The 22,751-nt window shown below is 48.5% G+C and carries 18 protein-coding genes and 1 pseudogene; 17 read left to right on the forward strand and 2 right to left on the reverse strand.

Annotation, left to right across the window (positions count from 1 at the left end; translation table 11 throughout):
* Nucleotides 1-132 precede the first annotated feature (132 nt).
* Nucleotides 133-1,032 (reverse strand): LysR substrate-binding domain-containing protein, encoded by a 900-nt coding sequence (locus Nant_RS00195; protein WP_054339627.1) that lies wholly within the window; start codon nt 1,030-1,032, stop codon nt 133-135.
* A gap of 206 nt (nt 1,033-1,238) precedes the next feature.
* On the opposite strand from Nant_RS00195, the gene cuyA reads away from it, so the two are divergent.
* From cuyA to Nant_RS00230, 7 genes are all read left to right on the forward strand, one after another.
* The gene (gene cuyA / locus Nant_RS00200) at nt 1,239-2,249 is read left to right on the forward strand and encodes a D-cysteate sulfo-lyase (RefSeq protein WP_054339628.1); all 1,011 of its coding nucleotides are present in this window, start codon (nt 1,239-1,241) and stop codon (nt 2,247-2,249) included.
* A gap of 22 nt (nt 2,250-2,271) precedes the next feature.
* A complete protein-coding gene (locus tag Nant_RS00205) occupies nt 2,272-3,300 on the forward strand; it encodes a YeiH family protein (protein ID WP_054339629.1) in 1,029 nt (342 codons plus the stop codon).
* Nucleotides 3,301-3,340: 40 nt separating this feature from the next.
* On the forward strand, nt 3,341-4,654 hold the full coding sequence (hisD, locus tag Nant_RS00210) for a histidinol dehydrogenase (RefSeq protein WP_054339630.1): 1,314 nt from the start codon (nt 3,341-3,343) through the stop codon (nt 4,652-4,654).
* 10 nt (nt 4,655-4,664) lie between these two features.
* Complete coding sequence (locus Nant_RS00215) at nt 4,665-5,858, forward strand: DegT/DnrJ/EryC1/StrS family aminotransferase (protein WP_054339631.1); 1,194 nt, start codon at nt 4,665-4,667, stop codon at nt 5,856-5,858.
* A complete protein-coding gene (gene cuyB / locus Nant_RS00220; RefSeq protein WP_076495981.1) occupies nt 5,855-6,574 on the forward strand; it encodes a cysteate racemase in 720 nt (239 codons plus the stop codon). The genes Nant_RS00215 and cuyB overlap by 4 nt, the downstream gene beginning before the upstream one ends.
* A gap of 286 nt (nt 6,575-6,860) precedes the next feature.
* Complete coding sequence (locus Nant_RS00225) at nt 6,861-7,208, forward strand: RidA family protein (RefSeq protein ID WP_054339632.1); 348 nt, start codon at nt 6,861-6,863, stop codon at nt 7,206-7,208.
* Between the two features lie 275 nt (nt 7,209-7,483).
* The gene (locus tag Nant_RS00230; RefSeq protein WP_238377031.1) at nt 7,484-9,259 is read left to right on the forward strand and encodes a BCCT family transporter; all 1,776 of its coding nucleotides are present in this window, start codon (nt 7,484-7,486) and stop codon (nt 9,257-9,259) included.
* Between the two features lie 64 nt (nt 9,260-9,323).
* Here the strand turns inward: Nant_RS00230 and Nant_RS00235 are convergent, their stop codons facing one another.
* Complete coding sequence (locus Nant_RS00235) at nt 9,324-10,352, reverse strand: LacI family DNA-binding transcriptional regulator (protein ID WP_054339633.1); 1,029 nt, start codon at nt 10,350-10,352, stop codon at nt 9,324-9,326.
* A gap of 282 nt (nt 10,353-10,634) precedes the next feature.
* Here Nant_RS00235 and Nant_RS00240 point away from each other — a divergent pair, with 282 nt between their 5' ends.
* The 10 genes and pseudogenes from Nant_RS00240 to Nant_RS00285 all read left to right on the forward strand — a co-directional run.
* Nucleotides 10,635-13,055 (forward strand): GcvT family protein, encoded by a 2,421-nt coding sequence (locus Nant_RS00240; protein WP_054339634.1) that lies wholly within the window; start codon nt 10,635-10,637, stop codon nt 13,053-13,055.
* A 48-nt stretch (nt 13,056-13,103) separates the two neighbouring features.
* Nucleotides 13,104-14,057, forward strand: coding sequence for an ABC transporter substrate-binding protein (locus Nant_RS00245; protein ID WP_054339635.1), 954 nt, complete (start codon nt 13,104-13,106; stop codon nt 14,055-14,057).
* A gap of 202 nt (nt 14,058-14,259) precedes the next feature.
* The gene (locus tag Nant_RS00250; RefSeq protein ID WP_054339636.1) at nt 14,260-15,306 is read left to right on the forward strand and encodes a quaternary amine ABC transporter ATP-binding protein; all 1,047 of its coding nucleotides are present in this window, start codon (nt 14,260-14,262) and stop codon (nt 15,304-15,306) included.
* Nucleotide 15,307: 1 nt separating this feature from the next.
* Nucleotides 15,308-16,834 (forward strand): ABC transporter permease, encoded by a 1,527-nt coding sequence (locus tag Nant_RS00255; protein WP_202904915.1) that lies wholly within the window; start codon nt 15,308-15,310, stop codon nt 16,832-16,834.
* A 129-nt stretch (nt 16,835-16,963) separates the two neighbouring features.
* Nucleotides 16,964-17,713, forward strand: coding sequence for an electron transfer flavoprotein subunit beta/FixA family protein (locus tag Nant_RS00260; protein WP_054339638.1), 750 nt, complete (start codon nt 16,964-16,966; stop codon nt 17,711-17,713).
* Nucleotides 17,714-18,640, forward strand: a complete 927-nt coding sequence (locus tag Nant_RS00265) for an electron transfer flavoprotein subunit alpha/FixB family protein (protein WP_054339639.1) — start codon at nt 17,714-17,716, stop codon at nt 18,638-18,640.
* Between the two features lie 43 nt (nt 18,641-18,683).
* On the forward strand, nt 18,684-20,336 hold the full coding sequence (locus Nant_RS00270) for an electron transfer flavoprotein-ubiquinone oxidoreductase (RefSeq protein ID WP_054339640.1): 1,653 nt from the start codon (nt 18,684-18,686) through the stop codon (nt 20,334-20,336).
* 118 nt (nt 20,337-20,454) lie between these two features.
* Nucleotides 20,455-21,327: a formyltetrahydrofolate deformylase gene (gene purU / locus Nant_RS00275; RefSeq protein WP_054339641.1), complete on the forward strand. Its 873-nt coding sequence runs from the start codon at nt 20,455-20,457 to the stop codon at nt 21,325-21,327.
* Between the two features lie 10 nt (nt 21,328-21,337).
* Nucleotides 21,338-22,201, forward strand: a complete 864-nt coding sequence (gene folD, locus Nant_RS00280; RefSeq protein WP_054339642.1) for a bifunctional methylenetetrahydrofolate dehydrogenase/methenyltetrahydrofolate cyclohydrolase FolD — start codon at nt 21,338-21,340, stop codon at nt 22,199-22,201.
* Nucleotides 22,202-22,390: 189 nt separating this feature from the next.
* Nucleotides 22,391-22,751: pseudogene (locus Nant_RS00285) on the forward strand (SPFH domain-containing protein); the annotation flags it as partial.

Genomic DNA, 22,751 nt, shown 5'->3' on the forward strand with positions numbered 1-22,751 from the left:
CCTATGCCAATTGACTTGGCTGCAGGCCTGAAGAAACTACCAGAATAGATAATGTGTTGCGCTGACCGCTTGGGTTAGATTAACGGATTACATCTTGATCTGAGTTGTATTCCGTTTTGGCAGTTTCTGAATTTAGTTTTTAAGATTTTTAAAATATTCCCAAATCACCTCGATTTCTTTTAGTCGCGGTGTTGTTTTGCGATAGAGCATGATTTTCAATTTTATAGAGGGTAGGGGGTCGCTAATACGTACCAGAAGACCCTGTTTCAGCTCTGGAATAATCGCGCTTTCAGGTAACCACGCCAGTCCGTTTCCCGCTAATACTAAAGCTTTAAGTCCTTCTACCAATGCATTTTCACATTGAATTTGAAATTGAATTTTTGGGTTTTTTCGGGAGAAATAGTCCCGTTCTAATAATCTTCCGAAAAACGATTCATCAGGATAGTTCAAAAGTTTCAGGGGGGCTCCCGGGCGGGGTTCATGCAAAGCTACGCCATTATCATCAACAGCCGATACCGGGATTAACTGATCAGTTCCGATCTGAAAGCTCAGCACATCATCTCGCTCCAGCTGGGGGAAAATCTCCGGGGAGTGGTAACACAGTAGGAAGTCGCCCTGATCGGACATAAGGGTATCAAGGCAGTTATGGAGGTTGTCGGCATTAATTCGGATACGGATATCATCGATTAAAGGCTGTAACGGTTTAATCCAGTTGGGTAAGAAGGAAACCGTCAGTGAGTGCTGTGCAGCGAAAGTGATCCGTTTAGTACTAGACACCCGATCTCGCATCTCTGCGCGAGTGCTGTAGAATTGCTCGGTCCACTCGCGGGCTTGTGGGGCAAACTCCTTACCTAATGGAGTCAAAGTTGTGGGGTATTTCTGCCGATCTACCAGTGCAAATCCTAGCCAGTTTTCTAATGATCGAATACGACGGCCGAAGGCCGGTTGCGTTACTGACCGGGCTTCGGCGGCTTTTGAAAAACTTCCGTAGTCCACTAATGCCAGATAGTCTTCTAGCCATTTCAGTTCCATTTCTGCCCTCATTACGCCCACGAAAATTACTAATTCCGACCCGGATATGCGTCTGTAGGTAACGTCATATCTAGGGTATGCCAAAAAGTACCAAGCTGAATAGAAAATAGCATTGGTCAGCGGCTATTGCAGCTTTTATTATCAATGGAAGCGCTTTCATAGTAAGCTAAGTCATATACAATACGTCCATTCATAGGAGCATTACGATGCATTTATCCCGATTTCCTCGACTACATTTTGCACATTTGAATACGCCACTAGAGCCAATGAAAAACCTTAGTAAACTTCTCGGTGGTCCTAACCTCTGGATTAAGCGGGATGATTGTACGGGTCTGGCTGGTGGCGGTAATAAAACCCGCAAACTTGAATTCCTGATGGGTGATGCTATTGCGAAAGGTGCTGATACCATCATTACGCAAGGTGCAACTCAATCTAACCATGCCCGTCAGACTGCTGCAATTGCGACCAAGATGGGTATGGAATGCCACTTGCTGCTGGAAGATCGCACCGGTAGCACTGCTGTAGATTATAACTATAACGGTAATGTGCTGATGGACCAGCTGTTTGGCGCGTCATTGAGCAAGTATCCTGCTGGCACTGATATGAACCAAGCGATGGAAGAGGTTGCTGCCACGCTACGTGCTGAAGGTAAGAAACCATATATTATTCCAGGCGGCGGTTCCAATCCTACTGGTGCGCTGGGTTATGTGAACGCGGCTCTGGAGCTGCTTACTCAGGCGAATGATCAGAGCTTGAAGATTGATCGTGTTGTTCATGCTACCGGTAGTGCGGGTACTCAGGCAGGTTTGGTAACCGGTCTGGTGGCGTCTAACAGCCTGATTCCGGTACTGGGTATTGGTGTACGTGTGCCTCAGGAAACACAAGAAGCGAATGTTTTCCGTCTGGCAGAAAAGACAGCAGAACATATGGGTATTCCTGGTGTAGTAAAACGTGAGCACGTTGTTGCTAACTGTAACTATGTGGGTGAAGGCTATGGAATACCAACGGAAAGTGGTATTGAAGCGATTGAGCTGTTTGCTCGTCACGAATCTATTCTGCTGGATCCTGTTTATTCCGCAAAAGGTGCTGCGGGCTTAATCGACTTGGTTCGTAAGGGCGAGTTCAATAAAGACGATAACATCGTATTTCTGCATACCGGTGGTAGCCAGGCGCTCTTCGGTTATCGTGAAGCTTTAAACCTTCCTACTTATTACTAATTAACGAGCGGGGACGACGGTGATGAGTACTTCAGAAAATGAGCAAAAAGTAGGGATTTTTGATCGGGCTATTCAGATCAGACATCGTTACTTTCCGGGAATATGTGTCGCGATCACGATCGGTATCGCTGCATCCTTTCTGTCTCAGAAGTACGGTGCTCCGGCCATGCTTATGGCGCTTTTACTGGGACTTGCTTTTAATTTTCTCAGTGAAGAATCCCGTTGTATTCCCGGCATTGAGTTCTCCGCCAAGACTTTGCTGCGTTTAGGTGTGGCGCTGTTGGGGCTGCGCATCACCTTTGGTGATGTGCTGTCTCTGGGGTGGGGTCCTTTGGTGATGGTATGCTCCGCCGTGCTGCTGACTATTGGCTTTGGTATGGCTATGGCCAAATGGCTTGGTTTTAGTAATCGCTTTGGCATATTAACCGGCGGATCTGTGGCTATTTGCGGTGCATCCGCAGCGATGGCGATTAGTAGCATGCTGCCTCAAAGTGAGGAAAGTAAACGTGAGACGTTGTTTACGGTCATCAGTGTCACAACACTGAGCACGATCGCTATGGTCGTCTATCCAATGATCGTTCATGAGTTAGCGATGACGCCTCAGGAAGCCAGTCTGTTTTTGGGTGGAACCATCCATGATGTCGCCCAGGTGGTCGGTGCTGGCTATAGCATGTCCGGTGAAATCGGTGACCTGAGTACTTTCGTTAAGCTGCTTCGGGTCGCCATGCTGGTGCCCATCGTGTTGATGATTGGTTACGCTTTTCGTGGTGGCATGTCTCAACAATCGGGCTCTGGTCGGGTGGCAATTCCCGGCTTTTTGATCGGCTTTGTAGCCTTATTTACCGCAAACAGTTTCGGTGTCATTCCAGCAATGATTGCTGAGCCTTTATCTGGCAGTTCATCTTGGCTCCTATTGACCGCAGTGGCAGCTCTGGGGGTTCGTACATCCCTCAAGGAAATTATGAATGTCGGTTGGATGCCAGTCATCTTAGTGATCAGTGAGACCGTGTTTATCGCGGCTCTGATGATCGGTTTTATTGCCTTGCATTAATCCACAAGGTATTTGAGATTAGAGAAACCAGGAGGTGTCTATGGAATATTTAAAGAAGGCGATTTCGGCCGGTTTAGTTGCTGATGAAGATGAAAAAGTTCAGGCAACTGTTAAGAAAATGTTACAACGTATTGAAGAAGAAGGCGAAGCCGCCGTTAAAGAATACGCTAAGCAGTTTGATAACTGGGAGGGCGACTTCATCCTGTCCGAAGAGAAAAAACAGGCGTTGATTGATAGTGTTCCGCAAAGTGTTAAAGATGATATTGATTTTGCGCACCGTCAGATTAAACGATTCGCAGAAGCGCAGCGCGATAGTCTGGTTTCTTTTGAAATAGAAACAGAACCCGGTGTTCGTCTTGGCCAGAAAGTGATGCCGGTTCAATGTGCCGGTTGTTACGTTCCCGGTGGTCGATATGCGCACGCAGCGTCTGCGTTGATGAGTGTTGCTACCGCTAAAACGGCAGGTGTACCTTATATCGTGGCTTGTTCACCACCCCGTGGCGATAGTATTAACCCGGCGGTAGCTTATGCAATGCATGTGGCCGGCGCGGATGTCATCTTTGAAATGGGTGGCGTACACGCAATTGCTACGATGGCCAATGGCTTATTCACGGGTAAACCGGTGGATATTTTGGTCGGACCTGGTAATGCGTTCGTAGCTGAAGCGAAGCGTATGCTGTTCGGTGCCGTAGGTATTGATGTGTTTGCGGGTCCTACCGAGTCGGCGATCATTGCGGATGAAACAGCGGATCCAATGACAATAGCGGTAGACCTGGTTTCACAGGCCGAACACGGCACTAATTCTCCCGTTTGGCTGTTCACTATCAGTCGCGAAATTGGTGAAAAAGTTCTGGAAATTATGCCTCATGTTATCGCTGACATGCCCAATGCCGATGTGTGTGAAGCCGCCTGGCGCGATCATGGTGTTGTGATTTTGTGTGATACACGTGAAGAGCTCGCTAAGGTTAGTGATGAGTATGCCTGTGAGCACCTTCAGGTAATGACTAAGGATACGGAATGGTGGAAAGAAAACCTGAACAATTATGGTTCCCTGTTCATGGGAGAGGGTAGCACTGTATCCCACGGTGATAAGTGTTCCGGCACCAACCATATTTTACCCACCAAGAAAGCCGCCCGTTACAGTGGTGGTCTGAACGTTCAGAAATTCATGAAGGTGTTGACATACCAAGAGCTGGATGAGGCTGCCAATCTGGTATTCAGCGCTGTCGGCTCCCGTATATCCCGTACAGAAGGTATGGAAGGTCATGCGCGTGCCTGTGATTGGCGCCTGCGTAAGTACTATCCGGAGACCGAATGGGATTTCACGGTTTACGATCAGAAGCACTACGATTAAGGATAGGGCCATGAAAATCTTTGAAAAGTCGTTTACTCAGCAGGAGCCGATTCCCGAACAGGGGATCGAGGCAGCAGTGGACGTGATGCGCTCCGGGCGTTTGCATCGCTATAACAGCCTGCCTGGTGAACAAAGCGAAACTGATCTGCTGGAAATAGAGTTTGCCGCGTATCTGGGCGTTCCTTATTGTCTGGCGTGTTCGTCGGGTGGTTATGCGCTTCATATTGCGATGCGTGCGGCAGGACTTCAGCCTGGCGATAAGGTGTTGTGTAATGCTTTTACTCTTGCCCCCGTACCGGGAGCCATTCATAACAGTGGTGGTGTGCCGGTGTTGGTCGATGTGGCTGATGATTACTGCATCGATTTGGATGATTTGGAGTTAAAGGCGGCAGAATCGGGTGCTAAATTTTTCCTGTTATCTCATATGCGCGGTCATTTAGCGGATATGGATCGCATTATGGATATTTGTCAGCGTTTTAACCTTTTTCTTATTGAAGATTGCGCCCATACCATGGGGGCAAGCTGGAATGGTGTTAAGAGCGGAACTTTTGGCGATATAGCTTGCTTCAGTGCTCAGACATACAAGCATGTCAATTCCGGTGAAGGTGGCTTTCTTACTACCCGTCATCCTGAAGTGATGGCGCGGGCCATCATGTATTCTGGCTCTTATATGTTGTTTGACCGTCATTTCGCGGGGCCGCCAAAAGAGTTCTTTGATCAGATCCGTTACGACACGCCTAACTATAGTGGTCGTATGGATAACCTGCGCGCAGCGATTCTGCGTCCTCAGGTATCCAATCTGGATGCTCAATGTGAAAAGTGGAACCGGCGCTACATTATCATTGATAACATAATGGCGGGCTGTCCTGCTATCCATGTTCCAGCCAGATCTGATGCAGAAAAATTTGTAGGTAGTTCGATTCAGTTCTCATTACCGGGGTTTGATGTTGATCAGATTGCCCGGGTGGTTCAAATCAGTAGCGAGCGTGGAGTGATCCTGAAGTGGTTCGGTAATAATGAACCTGCGGACTATACTAGCAGATATGACAGCTGGCGCTATATTCAGGACATGCCCACGTTACCAAAAACTGAACAGATTCTATCGACACTGCTTGATATGCGTATTCCTTTAACCTTTAGTGAGAATGACTGCGCGTTGATTGCAGAGATCATCGTTGAAGTGGTCAGGGAGTGCCAGAATTGAGTATCAAAGCGGGTAACGAAAAAATCGTCGGTGTTATTGGGGGTATGGGTCCTGAAGCTACGGTGGAATTGATGCGACTAGTGATTGCAGCAACGCCGGCCAAAGATGATATAGACCATATTCGTATGCTGGTGGATAACAATCCCAAAGTGCCATCAAGAATCAAAGCAATTATTGAGGGGACGGGAGAAAGCCCTGTTCCTTGTATGATTGGCATGGCCCTAGGATTGGAAAAACAGGGCGCTGACTTTTTGGTTATTCCGTGTAATACCGCGCATCACTATTACCCGGATGTCGCCGCTGCGGTGAATATCCCGGTATTTAATCTGATCGAGCTGACCTCCCAAACTGCCAAAAAAGAACAACCAGATTTACGTAAGGCGGGTCTGCTGGCGTCCAGTGCTTTGCAGAAAATTCATCTTTATGAACCCTGGTTCGATAAGCATGACGTACAGGTGCTTTATCCGCAGCAAGAAGATCAGCAGGCAGTCATGGATCTGATCCGTGCTGTTAAGGCTAAAAATCAGACTGTTGAACAGATACAGGCTTATAACCGTGCAGCCCGGAATCTTGCTGATCAGGGCGCGCAATGTCTTATTCTTGCCTGTACTGAATTATCGATTATTGGCGACCAGCTACAGACTGTACTGCCTGTTTACGATACCTCGACACTACTGGCTCAGGCCATCGTGAGTGAGGTTTTAGGTTCTGAATAGAAAACCGGTTTTATCTCTCTTATAGGCAGGCTCAACGGCAGTGCAGGTAGGAGGGATCACTTTTTATCCAGTAATTCCACGCTGGAATATGATCGTTTGTGACGGCGCCTAATCTAGCCGGTTTAGCCGCAAGATATTATGTGCACTTTTCTGGACGGTATGGTTAAGAATGTTTTGAATCGCTCCCTCATCCCCATGTTTATAGTGCCTATAGTACAGAGAGAAGGGTAATTACTTTTATCTCTGATTCAGGTATTGGATTAATAACAATAACGAAGAGAAAAAGATGAGTATTGAACGGATTGGCTCAACCGAGCGTATGAGTAAAATTGTTAAACATAACAACACTATCTACCTGTGTGGCCAGACGGCTTGTGATGAGGCTTGGGATATCGCTGAACAGACTCAGCGATGCCTGCAAAAGGTCGAAGATCTTTTGTCTGAAGCGGGATCCTCAGCGGATAAATTATTATCGGTAACTATCTTCATACGTGATATGAAAGACTTTGCTGCGATGAACGCGGTGTGGGATGCCTGGATTGCTAATAAGCCAAAACCAGCCCGTGCTTGTGTTGAAGCGCATATGGCCAGGCCGAACATACTTGTGGAGTTGTGCGTAACTGCAGCACAGTAAACGGCAGGCGTGACCTCTGAACGGAACCGGTTACCGCTTCCAGAGGATATAAGTCAAGTACATGCCGTGCCTGTAGATTGGGGCGCCGGTATTTTTGTCGCATTGGTTTTTCAGACCAGGTATTTTTTGAGCTGAGTTTGGTAGAAAAAAAGCCCTGTTTTGTCGCATGCGGAGTTAATAGATGGTGCTTTTTTGGTGCGATTTATAGAGGTTTAAGAAAGTTCCATTTATTTTAGAAAGCGTGTTGACATGAGTTAATGTATTAAAGTAGGTTGATGGAAGCGCTTTCATTTTTATCTGTGAGTTCTGTGAGTTTGCTTAATGCTACTGCTTGCCGAACACAAAAAAAAAACAACAGAGAAAAAATTATGTCTTTAAAACCCCCTTTAATGGATTTACCGATCCAGACATCCGAGGCCGGATTCTATACTGGCTTTAACAAAAGTGTGGCCGTCTACTCGAAAATTATCGTCGCGATCCTCGTGATCTGGGCCGTTGTATTTCCTGATCAGGCGGGTCGCATTCTGAATGCGATCAATAGCTTCATCCTTGCCAATACAGCCTATTGGTACATCTACATCGTCGCATTGTTTCTTATCCTCTGCGTAACCCTGGCACTGATCCCCGCGACGGGCCGTTTGAAGCTTGGCGTTGAAGGCGATAAACCTGAGTTCGGGGACTTTTCGTGGTTCTCGATGATGTTTGGAGCAGCTATCGGCGTTGGAATGCTGACCTGGGCTGTGGCTGAGCCTGTCTATCACTTTCAAAATAATCCAGACGTCATTGCCGGCGTGGTCGAAGGCGGGACGGCTGAAAGCGTCCGCTACGCATACAAATGGGCAAATCTGCACTGGGGCTTCGGCGCTTGGGCGTGCTACGGTATTACCGGTATGGCGATGGCCTATTTTAGCTATCGACGTGGATTACCGTTAACCGTACGATCATCGCTAACACCGATCTTCGGTAAAGCACTGTCCGGCACACTTGGCAACGTTATCGATATCGTTGCCGTTGTGGCGACTATTCTAGGCGTCGCGCAAGCACTTGGCTTTGGTGTTGAGCAATTCGTAGCCGGGATGACCCGGATTGGTATCGACGGTCTGACCAGCGAGGAAGGCACCGCAAACACGCTCGGCGTTTTGGTCGCGATTGTCATCATCATGTCGGCCTCGACCATGTCGGCGTTGTCCGGTGTAGGCAAAGGGATCAAGTTGCTGTCGAACATCAACATGTGCCTATCCATCTTTCTGTTGAGCTTTTTTCTGATTTTCGGGTCCACCTTCTTTGGTTTGAATGCCTTCTTCTACGGCATCATCGACTATGTCATGGCGCTTCCTAAGCTGATGTTTCAGGTCTTCCGCTCTGACGGTGTCGCAGATTCTATCGCTACAAAGCAGGAAGGTTGGCAGGGAGCGTGGTCGGTATTTTACTGGGCGTGGTGGGTTGCGTTTGCGCCTTTCGTCGGCATGTTTCTTGCTCGTATCTCAAAGGGCCGTACCATCCGGGAATTCGTTCTGGGTGCGATGGTTATTCCTGCGATCATGTGTTTCGTTTGGTTTAGCTTTGCAGGTGGAACCGCGATTGATCTCACGCTGAATGGTGATGCAGGGGATGCTATCTTCTCTAGCTCCGATGGCGATAAGATCTTCGCAATGGTTGTCCATATGTTGGGTGACTACATGGGATGGGCAATGTCAGTTCTCATCGTAATATTGTTGCTCACTTATCTGGTGACGACAGCTGATTCTGCGGTTTTGATTGTCAATACCATTAACGCCGCCGGAGACGAAGGCCCTAAAGCGCGCCCGCACATCTACTTCTGGGGTATTGCCTTAGGTGCCGTTGTTGCCGGTCTATTGATTGCCGGGGGCCCGGGTGGAGGACTCAAAGCCATCCAGACAGCGATGGTCATTGGTGCTTTTCCGTTTTCCATCGTAATGGTTCTGCAATGCGCTGCTTTGATCAAGGGTATCTGGCATGACACCCAACGAAGTGCCGCGGGAATCCAAAATACGACCGATTTCGTTGAGGTTGCTATCCCAGCCAAGTGAGACTGACCGGGCGCCGTTCAAGGTGCCCGGTAATTGTGCAGCGCGGTGGCACAGAATCGATAGTCTAAACGGGGGGAGCGCAAGACTCCCGTACAATGAGTTCTGTCTCCAAAGGGTGGGGTGTCGGCACATCCTCTCCCTTTAATTTTGAGACTAAATATTTGGCTGCAAGCACCCCCATCTGTTGTTGCGGTGTTCTTACTGTCGTTAAGCGAGGACTTATGCTCGATGCCAGCCACATATCATCGAAACCAGTAATGGAGACCTGTCGGGGAATATCTATACCCAGATGTTTACTTTCAAAAATAGCGCCGTAGGCAAAAGGTTCTGAGCCACAGATCACGGCAGTCGGTGGTTGTGGACGGGACATCAGCAGCCGGAACGCTTCGCGTCCTCGTTCAACGCCAAAGGGTCCCTCAATCAGATATTCATCTGGTAGGATCAGTCCGCGTCGGCCCAGAGCATCGCGAACACCCTGTAATCGTTCGTATGCCCGGTCATTGTTTTTCACAAAACCAGAGATCATTGCGATTTTCTGATGCCCAAGATCCAGTAAATAATCGGTCACAGTGGCTGCGGCGGTGTGGTTATTAAAGCCAATACAGGGATGTTGGTGCCGGGGATCTACAGTCCACGTCAATACATAGGGTATTTCTTTAGCTTGAAGTAATTGGTAAATAGCCTCATCACGAGAGTTGCCGATCAGAAACAGGGCATCTACACCGTGAGACACCATCTGGTTAATGTGTTCGCGCTCTTTTTCTGCATTATAGTTATTGGAGGCTACTATTAACGTGTAACCAGCCTTTGATATGTGATCCTGAAACACCTCGAGGGCAAGCCCAAAAAGGTTATTGTCTAATGAGGGTACGATTGCACCTATCAAGCGGGATCGGTTGGATGCAAGTGCGCGCGCTGCGGCATGTGGCACGTATTTCAGCAAACTGATTGCGTCAGATATCTTCTGTTTACTACGCTCGCTCACTAAGTCTGGGTTGTTGAGGTAGCGTGAAACCGTTACTGAGGCTAAGCCTGCGGTGCGTGCGACATCTTCCATGGTTGGATTGCCGGCTCGAATGTTGTGCGCTTTCATACTTATCTCAGTGTTCCTCTAGTGACGGCAATTATCAAGCCACAAGTTTCCATTGAAGGCAATATTTAAAAAATAGCCTCATCAATATAACAGATTGGTGATGAATGAGGCAGTTTGAAATTAGTTATAGAAAGATGTTGACTTGTTTCGCCCGTCAAAGTTAATCTGGATGAAATGGAAGCGCTTCCATAAGGTTGTGAAAGCGCTCAATGAACATAATGATGCCGAGTGTACCGCAAGGTCGATTAGCGCTAACGTTATCAAGAATTAGGAGAGGTAAATATGAAATCGCATGCAAGAGTTGTGGTTATTGGTGGTGGTATCGCAGGATGCAGTACTCTTTACCATCTGGCACGTGCTGGTTGGACAGATGTTGTGCTGGTGGAGCGTAATGAGTTGACGTCCGGTACTACTTGGCATTCAGCTGCACAGGTGACCAATTTCGGAGCGGTTCAGACAATGGTTGCGCTTAAAAGCCATAGTATCAAACTGTATAAAGAGTTATCCGAAGATCCTGAGCACCCTATTAATTATCACCATGCCTCCGGGGGGATTCGACTGGCATCAACCCAGGATCATATGGACGGATATAAACACTTTATCTCCGTGGCAAAAGGCATGGGTGTTGATTTTGAATTGCTTGACCCGGCCGAGTGCGCCAGACGACACCCTTTGATCGAAACCCACGACCTGCTGGGTGGTCTCTGGGATCCTTTGGACGGCGACATCGATCCCGCTCAGCTTACTCAGGCGCTGGCACGTGGCGCGCGCAAGGCGGGTGCTGAGATCTATCGCCATAACCCGGTTGAGGGTATCTACCAGAAGCCTAACGGTGAGTGGGTAGTACAGACAGTAAATGGTGATATCACCTGTGAAAAGGTCGTTAATGCGGGCGGTTACCGGGTAAATGAAGTGGGTGCAATGCTGGGCGTTCAGTACCCTGTTATCTCCATGGAACATATGTACTTCTTAACCGAGGCTATCCCTGAAATACAGGATTTTGGTAAGCGCGTTCCATTGCTACGTGACCCTCTTGATGACTTCTATAGCCGCCAGGAAAAAGATGGCCTGTTGGTAGGTATTTACGAGCAGCGTTGTAAAACATGGGGAATGGATGGCATTGATCCTAATTTTGTTAACGCGCTTTGTCCTGATGACTTAGATCGCTGCCTGGATAATATGGAGCGGGTCTTTAAGCGTATGCCTTGCCTTGAGCGAACGGGCATCCGCAGTATCATCAACGGGCCTATTACCTATTCCGCCGACGGTAATCCGTTAGTGGGTAAAACGCCGGGGTTAGACAATGTCTACTCGATCATCGGTCTTAGGGCTGGTCTGGGTGAGGGCGGAGGGCACGGCAAAATTCTGGCCGAAATTATCATGGAAGGTGAGTCAGAATGGGATACCTGGTGCATTGATCCCGCGCGTTTCACCCGTCATGCTAATACTGAGTTTACCGCGCGTAAAGCGGTGGAAGATTATCAGAATGAATTCCGCTTCCATATGCCTCATGAATTCCGTACGGCAGGTCGTTTGGCTAAAACAACACCGATCTATCCGGTGCTTAAAGCACAGAATGCAGAGTTTGGTGTCGTTAATGGCTGGGAGCGAACTATGTTCTTTAAGCCGGACGCTGATTTTGAATTCAAGCACAGCTTCAGCTTTACCGAGACTGATAAAATTGTTGCTGAAGAAGTTAAGGCCGTGAACGAGCGGGTTGGCCTGATGGAAGTGAGCGGATTTAATCGTTATGAAATTAAGGGACCTAAGGCAGCCGAGTGGCTGGATAGCCTGATGTGCTCCAATGTGCCGAAAAAAGTAGGTCGCGTAGGCCTGTGCTATTTCTTGACCGATAAAGGTAATGTTGCGGGTGAAGCAACACTGGCAAAACTGTCAGAAGACCGCTTCTGGTACGGTTCCGCTGCGGCGTCCGAATACCACGATATGGATTGGCTTAGAACGCGTCTTCCAGAGGAAGGCGTCGAGATTACCCCTATGACCAACTCGCACACTATTTTGGTGGTCGCGGGTCCTAAGTCTCGTGATCTGCTTGCTAAACTTTCTCCTCGTACCGATTGGTCAAAAGCAGCATTTCCTTGGCTAACGGCTAAGTCTGTCTTTATCGGTCATGCCGAAGCTCTGGCGATGCGCGTTAGTTTCAGTGGCGAACTGGGTTGGGAGTTGCACGTGCCTAATGAGCAACTCTACCTTGTTCATTCGTTGCTCAATGAAGCAGGAACGGAGTTCGGTATGGCGCCTTTCGGTGGGATGGCCACAGAGTCGATGCGTCTCGAGAAGAGTTACCGTCACTGGAAAGCTGATCTGATCACTGAATACGATCCCTTCGAAAGTTCATTGAATCGCTTCATTAAAATGGATAAGGAGAGCTTCCCTGGTAAAGAGGCATTGCTGGCTAAGGCCGGACAGCCTGCTCGCAGACAGTTTGTGACCATGACGGTTGATTGTGAAACTGCCGCCGCTCATCCAGGTGATTCTATCTGCGTTGACGGTAAGGTAATCGGTACGGTTACTTCTGCGGGCTATGGTTACCGGGTGAATAAGAACATTGTGCTGGGCTTCATTGACCCTGCCCACTCCCATGAAGGAGCTGAATGTGACGTCGAAATCATAGGTCAGGCTTATCCTGCACGAGTCGTTGGTGAGTCTTTGTTCGATCCAGAGAACCTGTGTGTCAGGTCGTAAGCATAGGCCGCATTATTCAAACAATAATAATAGAAAAAGGAAAGTGTTATGAAAACTATAAAGGCATTGAGTGCCGCGGTGGTATTGAGTTTAACCGGTGGGCTGGCCCAAGCCGCTGATGTGGTTGTCGGTGTTCCGGCCTGGCCTTCGGCCGCTGCCACTGCCTATATTCTGAAAGTGGTGATGGAGGATAATCTGGGGTTGGATGTCGCTATGCAAAGTGGATCTAACGCCGTTATTTTCGAAGCGATGGATCGGGGTTCTTTACATGTTCACCCGGAAGTGTGGTTGCCCAACCAGCAAAATTTGCATGATAAATATGTCAACGAGAATGGAACCGTGGTTCAGAACCAGAACGGTGTAGAGGCAGCGCAGGGAATCTGCATCACTAAGGCGACATCTGAAAAGTACAATATCACGTCTATTTATGACCTGTCAGACCCGGATAAGTCGGTACTATTCGACACTGATGGAGATGGCAAGGGTGAGATGTGGGTAGGCCAACCTGGAGCTGCCTCGACGACGGTCGAGATAATTAAAGCCAAAAGCTATGGTTATGCTGAAACCATGAATCTGGTTGAGCTGGATACTCCGCTCAATTGGGCGGCACTGGATGCTGCAGTTAAGGCAGATAAGCCTTATGCCTTCTTCTGCTATACCCCGCATCACGTGTTTGCGATGCATGAGCTCGTCTTTCTTAAAGAGCCAGCCCATAATCCGGATACCTGGAAGGTACTACAGCCTACAGATTCTCCTGATTGGTTAGCTGAATCCAATGCGGATAGTGCCTGGGATAGCGCTTATCTTTATGTGCACTACGCCAAATCCCTGGAAAAGGATCAACCGGAAGCCGCGATGTTACTGAAGAACTTTAAACTTAACGCTGACCTGGTGGGACAGCTGAGTTATAGCATGGTGGTGGACAAGAAAGATCCTGAGACGCTTGCCCACGAATGGGTTCTTGAGCATAGCGACCTGGTCGAATCCTGGTTGGGTCAATAGTCAATTTGACGTAATCAAACTGCTACATGGTTAAGAGAAGGGTGGCTCCAGAGGATACTTCTGAAGCCACCTTGCTCTCTAAAAGTTAAGTTAAGTTAGGTTTTTGTCGAATTGGATTGAGCATTCTTCGATTGTTACGCCAAGGATGTGTATAACCCGACTTTGCCCTGCAAAGATACTAAACACAGTGGGAGAATGAATCGTGAGTGACGATGTTATTCAGCTAGAAGGGGTTTGGAAAATTTTTGGTGAACAATCCGATGAGGCGATGAAGGCGGTCGTTGAGGAGGGATTGGATAAGGCGGCAGTGCTTGAGCGGTTTGGCTGTGTGGTGGGGATCGCTAATGTCTCCTTTACGGTGGCAAGGGGTGAGATCTTTTGCATTATGGGCCTTTCCGGCAGCGGTAAGTCTACCCTGATCCGGCATCTCAATCGTCTGATTGAACCTACTGCCGGCAGCATCAAGGTCCTTGATCGAGATATGTCGGCCCTGTCTCATAATGACTTGCGGGATGTCCGTGCTAAGCATATCGGCATGGTATTTCAGCATATGGCATTGTTACCGCACCGTACGGTGCTGGACAATGTAGCCTTTCCACTGGAGGTTCAGGGCGTACCCAAGTTTAAACGCTGGGAGATATCTCAGCATGCTCTGGAACTGGTGAATCTCGTTGGTTATGAAGACCGTCGGCCTAACGAGCTATCGGGTGGCATGCAACAGCGTGTTGGACTAGCCCGAGCGCTGGCCAGTGATCCCGAAGTGCTGCTGATGGACGAACCCTTCAGTGCACTCGATCCGCTGATTCGTCGCGAGCTGCAAAATCAGTTCGTGTCCCTGACCAAGAAACTCCAGAAAACTACCGTTTTCATTACTCATGACCTCGATGAAGCGATCCGTATCGGTGATCGTATTGCGATTATGAAGGATGGGCATCTGATTCAGGTCGGAACACCGGAGCAAATCGTGAGGCATCCTGCAGATGATTATGTGGCAGAGTTCGTCAAAGATATCTCCAATCTGAAACTGATCTGTGCTCATACCATTATGCAAGATATGAACAGTGATACGGTGCCTGCAGGTGTGAATCTCGCCAATGCGCCACGCGCGGATGAGAACACTAATCTCGAACACCTGATCGATATCGCCATTACTTCAGAGCTGCCGGTGATCATCACCGATGCTGCAGGCGCAGATATCGGCATCATCAGCAAAGATACTTTATTACAGGGTATCAAGGGGGATGAGTAGCATGAACTCCAAGACACAAGATTCAGATTCAGCGTCGCTGAAAAAGCAGGCAGAGTCCGTTCATCGTTTTGCCGAGCGAGAGGGTGAGTATTATAGCCAGCAGTTTGAGAAGATTCAGTCCAAAAACGGTTTGTCATTTTCCTTTAATCCTCACGCAGCGTTGTTGGGGCCGCTATGGGCCTCGGCGCGTAATGTCTGGGGTTTTTTCTGGATGAGCTCCATCGCCATCTTGTTTGCACTGGTTCAGCTGGGCCGGGGCTTGTGGGGTGAATTGGGGGCGGACGAGCTGGCACGGGCAGAACGGTTAAGTAATAAATCGCAGGAGATGGCCACCAAGGCTCAGACTGCTTTGGACTCGGGATCCGCGAATGCTGATGCCCTGCTGCGTAACGCCGATAATCTGCAGAGGGCTGCAGAGAAATCACTGAATGCCGCTGATTTAGCAGCCGGGGGAGCCAACCAGCTGATCCTTTGGGGTGCGCTGTCATTGGTGGTCATCGTGCTGTTGCAGGGCTTGATGGCTAATCTCGTGTACGAAAAGAAGTATTGCCGCTGGCGCGGTGGTAACAGTGAGACAGGCGGCTTTAGCCCGATGAATTTACTGCTAGGTGTCGTCATGATGGCAGTGATGTTTCCGCTGACGATGTACCGTTTCACGGTGGCCCGGCCGGTGGAGTGGCTGACCGAGTTTCCCGCTAACAAAGCGATTTTCTCCGGAGCGGCTAACTGGCTGGATGCAGGCTTTGACAGTGTTGCCCTGAAGGGAGCGGGTTTCTTTGATGGTATTACCAGCGGCATACGCGTATTGCTTGATGGTTTGGAAGTGATATTGGTCGATACACCCTGGCCAGTGACAGCGATGGTGATACTGGTCATGGCTTGGCGTCTGGCGGGTCCGAGGGTTGCGATCTTTACGTTGGCGGCATTGTCCTATCTGGCGTTTCTGGGGTATTGGGAAAAGAGCATGACCACGGTGGCGCTGCTGGGAACCGCAGCTACTCTGTGTGTGGTGATCGGGGTGCCGTTGGGGATCCTGTGTGCCAAGAGTCGCACGGCCTATGCTATCGCGCATCCGATATTAGACTTTATGCAGACCATGCCGGCGTTTGTTTACCTGATACCGATCATCGCATTTTTTGGTACCGGCAAGCCGCCAGGTATTCTGGCTACGCTAATCTTTGGCATGCCGCCGGTAGTGCGTCTGACGGCTCTGGGGATAAAGCAGGTACCAGACACGATTGTGGAAGCGGCGATGGCCTTTGGCTGCACCCGTCGCAAGCTGTTGCTGGATGTTGAAATTCCCTTAGCGATGCCCAGCATTATGACGGGTGTCAACCAAACAATACTGATGTGTCTGTCGATGGTAGTAATTGCCTCGCTGATTGGTGCTGAAGGGCTGGGTACTGATGTGCTGCAAGCTTTGCAATTTGCTGCTAAGGGGCAGGGTCTGCTGGCTGGTTTAGCTATTCTGTGCTGCGCCATGATCATTGATCGAATCGTGCAGGGCCGCTTTAAAAACGCAAATTAGGAAGTAAATGTGAGAGCGTTGGCCGGACATGCGCTGGTCAGCGCTTTGCACAGATATATTCAGGTATAGGTATCAGGTGGTCAGCTTGATCGTTAATTTAGGCAATAACAAAATAGAGAATACGAAGTAATGAAAATATTAGTGATGGTAAAGCGGGTTTCTGATCCGAACGTAACGATTAGAGTTAATGCTGACAACAGTGATGTCGATCTGAACAATGTCAAGATGGCGCTAAACCCCTTTTGTGAAATTGCAGTGGAAGAAGCGGTTCGTCTTAAAGAGGCGGGTATTGCTTCTGAAATCATAGCGCTTTCTATCGGAAGTTCCCAATCGCAGGAGCAGCTACGCACAGCTCTGGCGATAGGCGCCGACCGGGCGCTGCTCATCGAGTCAGACACAGCGCTGGAGCCTTTAATAGTGGCGAAATTAGCGGCCAAGGTGATCGAAGAAGAACAGCCTGGACTAGTGCTTTTAGGAAAGCAATCTATCGATACTGATAATAGTCAAACGGGACAGATGCTGGCATCAATTACCGGGTGGTCTCAGGGCACGTTCGCTTCTAAGTTGGAGATTAACGGCGACAAGATCAATATTACTCGTGAGGTAGACAGTGGCTTGCAGACAATATGTCTCAATATGCCAGCGGTTGTTACCTGTGATTTACGCCTTAACGAGCCTCGTTATGCCTCACTGCCAAATATCATGAAAGCCAAACGTAAACCATTAGTGACGAAAGCGGCTGAGGAGTATGGGGTAGACCTTGCTCCACGGATAAGAACCCTCAAGGTAGAAACGCCAAACATACGCCAAGGCGGTGAAATTTTGAGCTCGGTTGCCGAGCTGGTAGAAAAATTGAAAACTGAAAAGGGGGTGATTTAAATGAGCATCTTGATTATTGCGGAGCATGACAACAGCAGTTTAAAGGAGATCACGCTGACTACGGTAACTGCCGCTAGTCTGATCGGTGGTGATATTGATGTTTTGGTAGTAGGTGAAGGCTGTACAGGGGCCGCAGAAGCAGCCGCATTGATCAGCGGTGTTAACCGGGTAAGAGTTGCGGATCATGCGTGTTACAACGGCCAGTTAGCTGAGAATGTAGCCGCTTTAATCCAGTCTCTGGCAAATGATTACAGCCATATAATGGCACCTGCTACGGCTAATGGTAAGAGTATCTTACCTCGGGTGGCTGCCGCCCTGGATGTCTCTCATTTTTCAGACATTATCGGTGTCGAGAGTGCCGATACTTTCAAGCGCACCCTCTATGCTGGCAATGCCATAGCGACGGTACAGTCGAGCGATAATATTAAAGTTATGACCGTTCGCGGGACTGCTTTTGCACTGGCGGAAAAGAAGGGCAGTGCGCCTGTCGAGTCTTTGACACAAGTACATGATCTGGGACTCTCTGCTTTTATAAGTGAGGCTTTAGCCGTATCTGAGAGACCTGAACTTACTTCAGCCAGCATCGTGATTTCTGGTGGCCGTGGCATGCAGAATGGCGACAACTTTTCGATGTTGGAAAAGGTTGCTGATAAGTTGGGCGCGGCCGTTGGTGCTTCCCGAGCGGCAGTAGACGCTGGCTTTGTGCCTAATGATATGCAGGTAGGACAGACGGGTAAAATCGTTGCACCGGATCTTTATATTGCGGTGGGTATCTCTGGTGCGATTCAACATTTAGCAGGCATGAAAGATTCTAAGGTAATTGTCGCGATCAATAAGGATCCTGATGCTCCAATCTTCCAAATAGCTGATTATGGTTTGGTTGCCGATCTGTTTGATGCCGTTCCTGAATTAGAACAAGCACTGTAAACGATAAGAGAAACTGATTCTCGATGGGGAAAGGAAATAAGTAATGCGGGAATCGATGGAATTTGATGTCGTTATCGTTGGTGCAGGCCCTGCTGGTTTGTCCACGGCCTGCCGGCTTATGCAGCAGGCGCAAAAAGCTGAACGGGAAATTAGTATCTGCGTTGTGGAGAAAGGCTCCGAGGTCGGTGCTCATATTTTTTCCGGCGCCGTATTAGAGCCTCGTGCCCTTATTGAATTGTTTCCCGACTGGCAAGAGCGTGGGGCTCCGCTGAATACACCGGTCACCAGTGACGAAATATACTTATTTCAGGATGCTGAACGGGCGAAGAAAATACCTAATAGCCTGGTGCCAAAGAGCATGCATAACGAAGGCAACTACGTTATCAGTCTCGGCAATTTATGTCGTTGGTTGGGTGAACAGGCCGAGGCTATGGGGGTAGAGATTTTTCCTGGTTTTTCTGCGGCCGAGATTCTGTATACCGACGAAGGAGCCGTGAAAGGCATTGCCACCGGTGATATGGGTGTTGGCGCAGACGGTAATCAAAAGGGCAGCTTTATGTCGGGCATGGAGCTGCATGCCAAATACACCGTGTTTTCCGAGGGCTGTCACGGCCATCTCGGCAAACAGCTGATTGATAAGTTTAATCTCGACGCTGATGCCGACGTCCAGCATTACGGTATTGGCATCAAAGAACTGTGGGATATTGATCCTGATAAACATAAGCCAGGCTTGGTGGTGCATGGTGCAGGTTGGCCTTTGGAGAAGGGTACCAACGGCGGTTCATTTCTCTACCATGGTGATAACAACCAAGTGGTAGTAGGGCTGGTGATTGATTTAAGTTATTCGAATCCATATCTGGGTCCTTTTGACGAATTCCAGCGTATGAAACACCATCCGGTATTCAAGCAGACGCTAGAGGGTGGTAAGCGTGTTGCTTATGGTGCAAGGGCGATCACTAAAGGGGGGCTTAATGCCTTACCGAAGATGTGCTTTCCTGGTGGTTTGTTGGTGGGCTGTGACGCCGGCACCCTCAATTTCGCTAAAATTAAGGGCACCCATACCGCTATGAAAAGTGGCATGGTAGCGGCAGAGACGATTTTTGATGCCTTGTCAGCCGACGATCAGGGCGGCCGGGAGCTCAGTGCATTCACCGAGGCGTTACAGAACTCTTGGGTTTATGAAGAGCTGCATCGCACCCGAAACTTCGGTCCGGCCATGCATAAGTTCGGCACTTTTTGGGGTGGCGCTTTTAACTACCTTGATCAGAACTGGTTTAAGGGTAAATTGCCCTTCACCCTGCGGGACAATAAACCAGACTATGCCCAGTTGAAAGAAGCCTCAGAGTGCAAGCCGATCAATTACGCAAAGCCCGATGGCAAGATCAGTTTTGACAAACTTTCTTCCGTGTTTCTCTCAAACACCAACCACGAAGAAGATCAGCCTTGTCACCTTCAATTGAAAAGTAAGGTGGTGCCGGTGGAGAGTAATTGGGCTATTTACAATGGACCTGAAGCGCGCTTCTGTCCTGCCGGTGTCTACGAATTCGTGGAGGACGCTGCAACAGAGCAGATGCAATTACAGATCAACGCTCAGAATTGCCTGCACTGTAAAACTTGTGACATCAAGGATCCGTCTCAGAATATTACCTGGATGACTCCAGAGGGAACGGGTGGGCCTAACTACCCTAATATGTGACGTGAATTGATAGGAGCAGAAGTTTGAAGTTTTAAATGAGTTTATTGAATAAAAATTAGCTGAGTCTGTATTGAGCGGACCGGACTAAGTCACGAAGGTAGCTAAAAAGGCGGTTATTATGACAACGAAAGATTCACAACCACTCCAGTTTGTTTTTAAAACGACTTGCAACGCAAGTAGCGGTATTGTTGCTGCTGTAACTTCTTTTCTATTTGAAAGAGGCTGCTATATTAGCGAATTGTCTCAATTTGATGATACAGAAACTAACCGCTTTTTTATGCGCGCAGTCGGACATATCGAATCCGGTGAAAGCACACTCATGGATCTTAATCGGGAGTTTCCTACTGTCGCAGAAGAGTTTGATATGGAGTGGAAGCTAGAAGCGGCCTCTGTTCCATGTAAAGTACTTATTATGGTCAGCAAGTTTGACCATTGTCTGGACGATCTGTTGTATCGCCTGCGTAAAGGTGAATTAAACATGGAAGTCACTGCGATTGTTTCAAATCACTTGGATTTACGCCCAATGGCTGAGCGTGAAGGTATTCGCTTTATCTACCTGCCGGTTACAAAAGACAATAAGCGAGAGCAGGAGCAGGCGCTATTGGATGTAGTAGAGGAGACAGGTACCGACTTAGTCGTGCTGGCTCGCTATATGCAAATATTGTCAGATAATCTTTGTACTCAGTTAAAAGGGCGTGCCATCAATATACACCATTCCTTTTTGCCAGGTTTTAAAGGCGCCAAACCTTACCATCAAGCTCATACCCGCGGTGTTAAGCTGATTGGTGCAACTGCACATTACATTACGTCTGATCTGGATGAAGGACCGATTATTGAGCAGTCTGTTCAGTTAGTGAATCACACCTTTTCTCCTGAATCACTGGTAGCTGCTGGTCGGGATACTGAGACGGTTGCTTTGGCGCGTGCGGTTAAATTACACATTGAAAGTCGAGTGTTTCTCGATGACAACAAGACAGTAGTCTTTCGTTAAGGGGATTGAGATGGCTCAAATAATCGATGGTAAAAAAATGTCCGCAAAGATACTTGAACAGGTGTCTGTGGATGTGGATGAGTTCAAAGAAAGGTACGGTATCACACCAGGCCTTGCTGTGGTGTTGGTAGGTGAAGACCCTGCCAGCCAGGTCTATGTGCGTAATAAAGTACGCCGTGCCACTGAGGTGGGTATCCGTTCTTTTGAACATCGACTCGCTGCAAACGTTTCTCAGGAGAAGTTGGATTCTATTGTAGATGAGTTAAACCGGAATCCTGAGGTACATGGCATCCTGGTGCAGTTGCCTTTGCCGGCTAATCTTGATGAAGACAAAATTGTTGATGCCATCGATCCTAAGAAAGATGTAGACGGTTTTCATTCGCTTAATGTAGCGGCATTGGCTACCGGTAAACCAGGGCTGGTACCTTGTACTCCACAGGGTGGCATGACGATGTTGCAGGAAACTCTCGGTGATCTGACGGGTAAACATGCGGTGGTGATTGGGCGTTCAAACATTGTCGGAAAACCGATGGCTGCGCTTCTGTTGCAAGCCAACTGTACCGTCACTATGGTTCATTCCCGTACGCGTGATATCGCTATGCTTTGTCGTCAGGCCGATATCGTCATCGCCGCTGTTGGTTCTCCAAAACTAGTCACAGCGGAATGGATTAAACCTGGTGCGACGGTGATTGATGTGGGTATCAATGCCATTAGTGTTGAGGGTGCCCGTAAACTAGTCGGTGATGTGGATTTTGCAACAGTTGAGGCAGTGGCAGGAGCGATTACACCTGTACCCGGAGGTGTCGGTCCGATGACGATTGCTAATCTGATGCAAAATACCCTGAAAGCGGCTCGCTTGCAGCAGCCTGATTGAGCCCGAATTTTCGGTATCAACGGCAGAGGGAAGCAGGCAGATAGATTTGCCGTGTAATGGAAGCGCTTCCATCGGCGTTTTTGCAGCGCGTCTTCTGCCTGCGGTCTGACCCTCCTGAGCCCAGTGACGCTATTGTTATTATGAGAGGGATTTCAAACTGAGGCGTATTATGTGTCTGGCTTGGGAGCCCCGTTTTTGCAACAAATGGTCCGTGTTGATTTACGCACCATGGTAATGGATGTGCCGACGCAAGATGTTATCCCCCGGGATAATGTCTCGGTTAAAGTCAATGCGGTTATTTATTTTCGGGTAATCGATCCATAAAAAGCCATTATTCAAGTTGAAAACCTTCTGGAGGCAACCGGTCAATTATCTCAAACGACCCTTCGGTCTGTTTTAGGCCAACATGAACTGGATGATATGCTGGCAGAACGAGAACAACTGAACGCTGATGTACAATTGATACTTGATAAACAAACTGACGCATGGGGAATTAAAGTTGCCAATGTGGAAATAAAACACGTTGACCTTGATGAAAGTATGACTCGAG

Source organism: Neptunomonas antarctica (genome assembly GCF_001305295.1).
Taxonomy (GTDB): domain Bacteria; phylum Pseudomonadota; class Gammaproteobacteria; order Pseudomonadales; family Balneatricaceae; genus Neptunomonas; species Neptunomonas antarctica.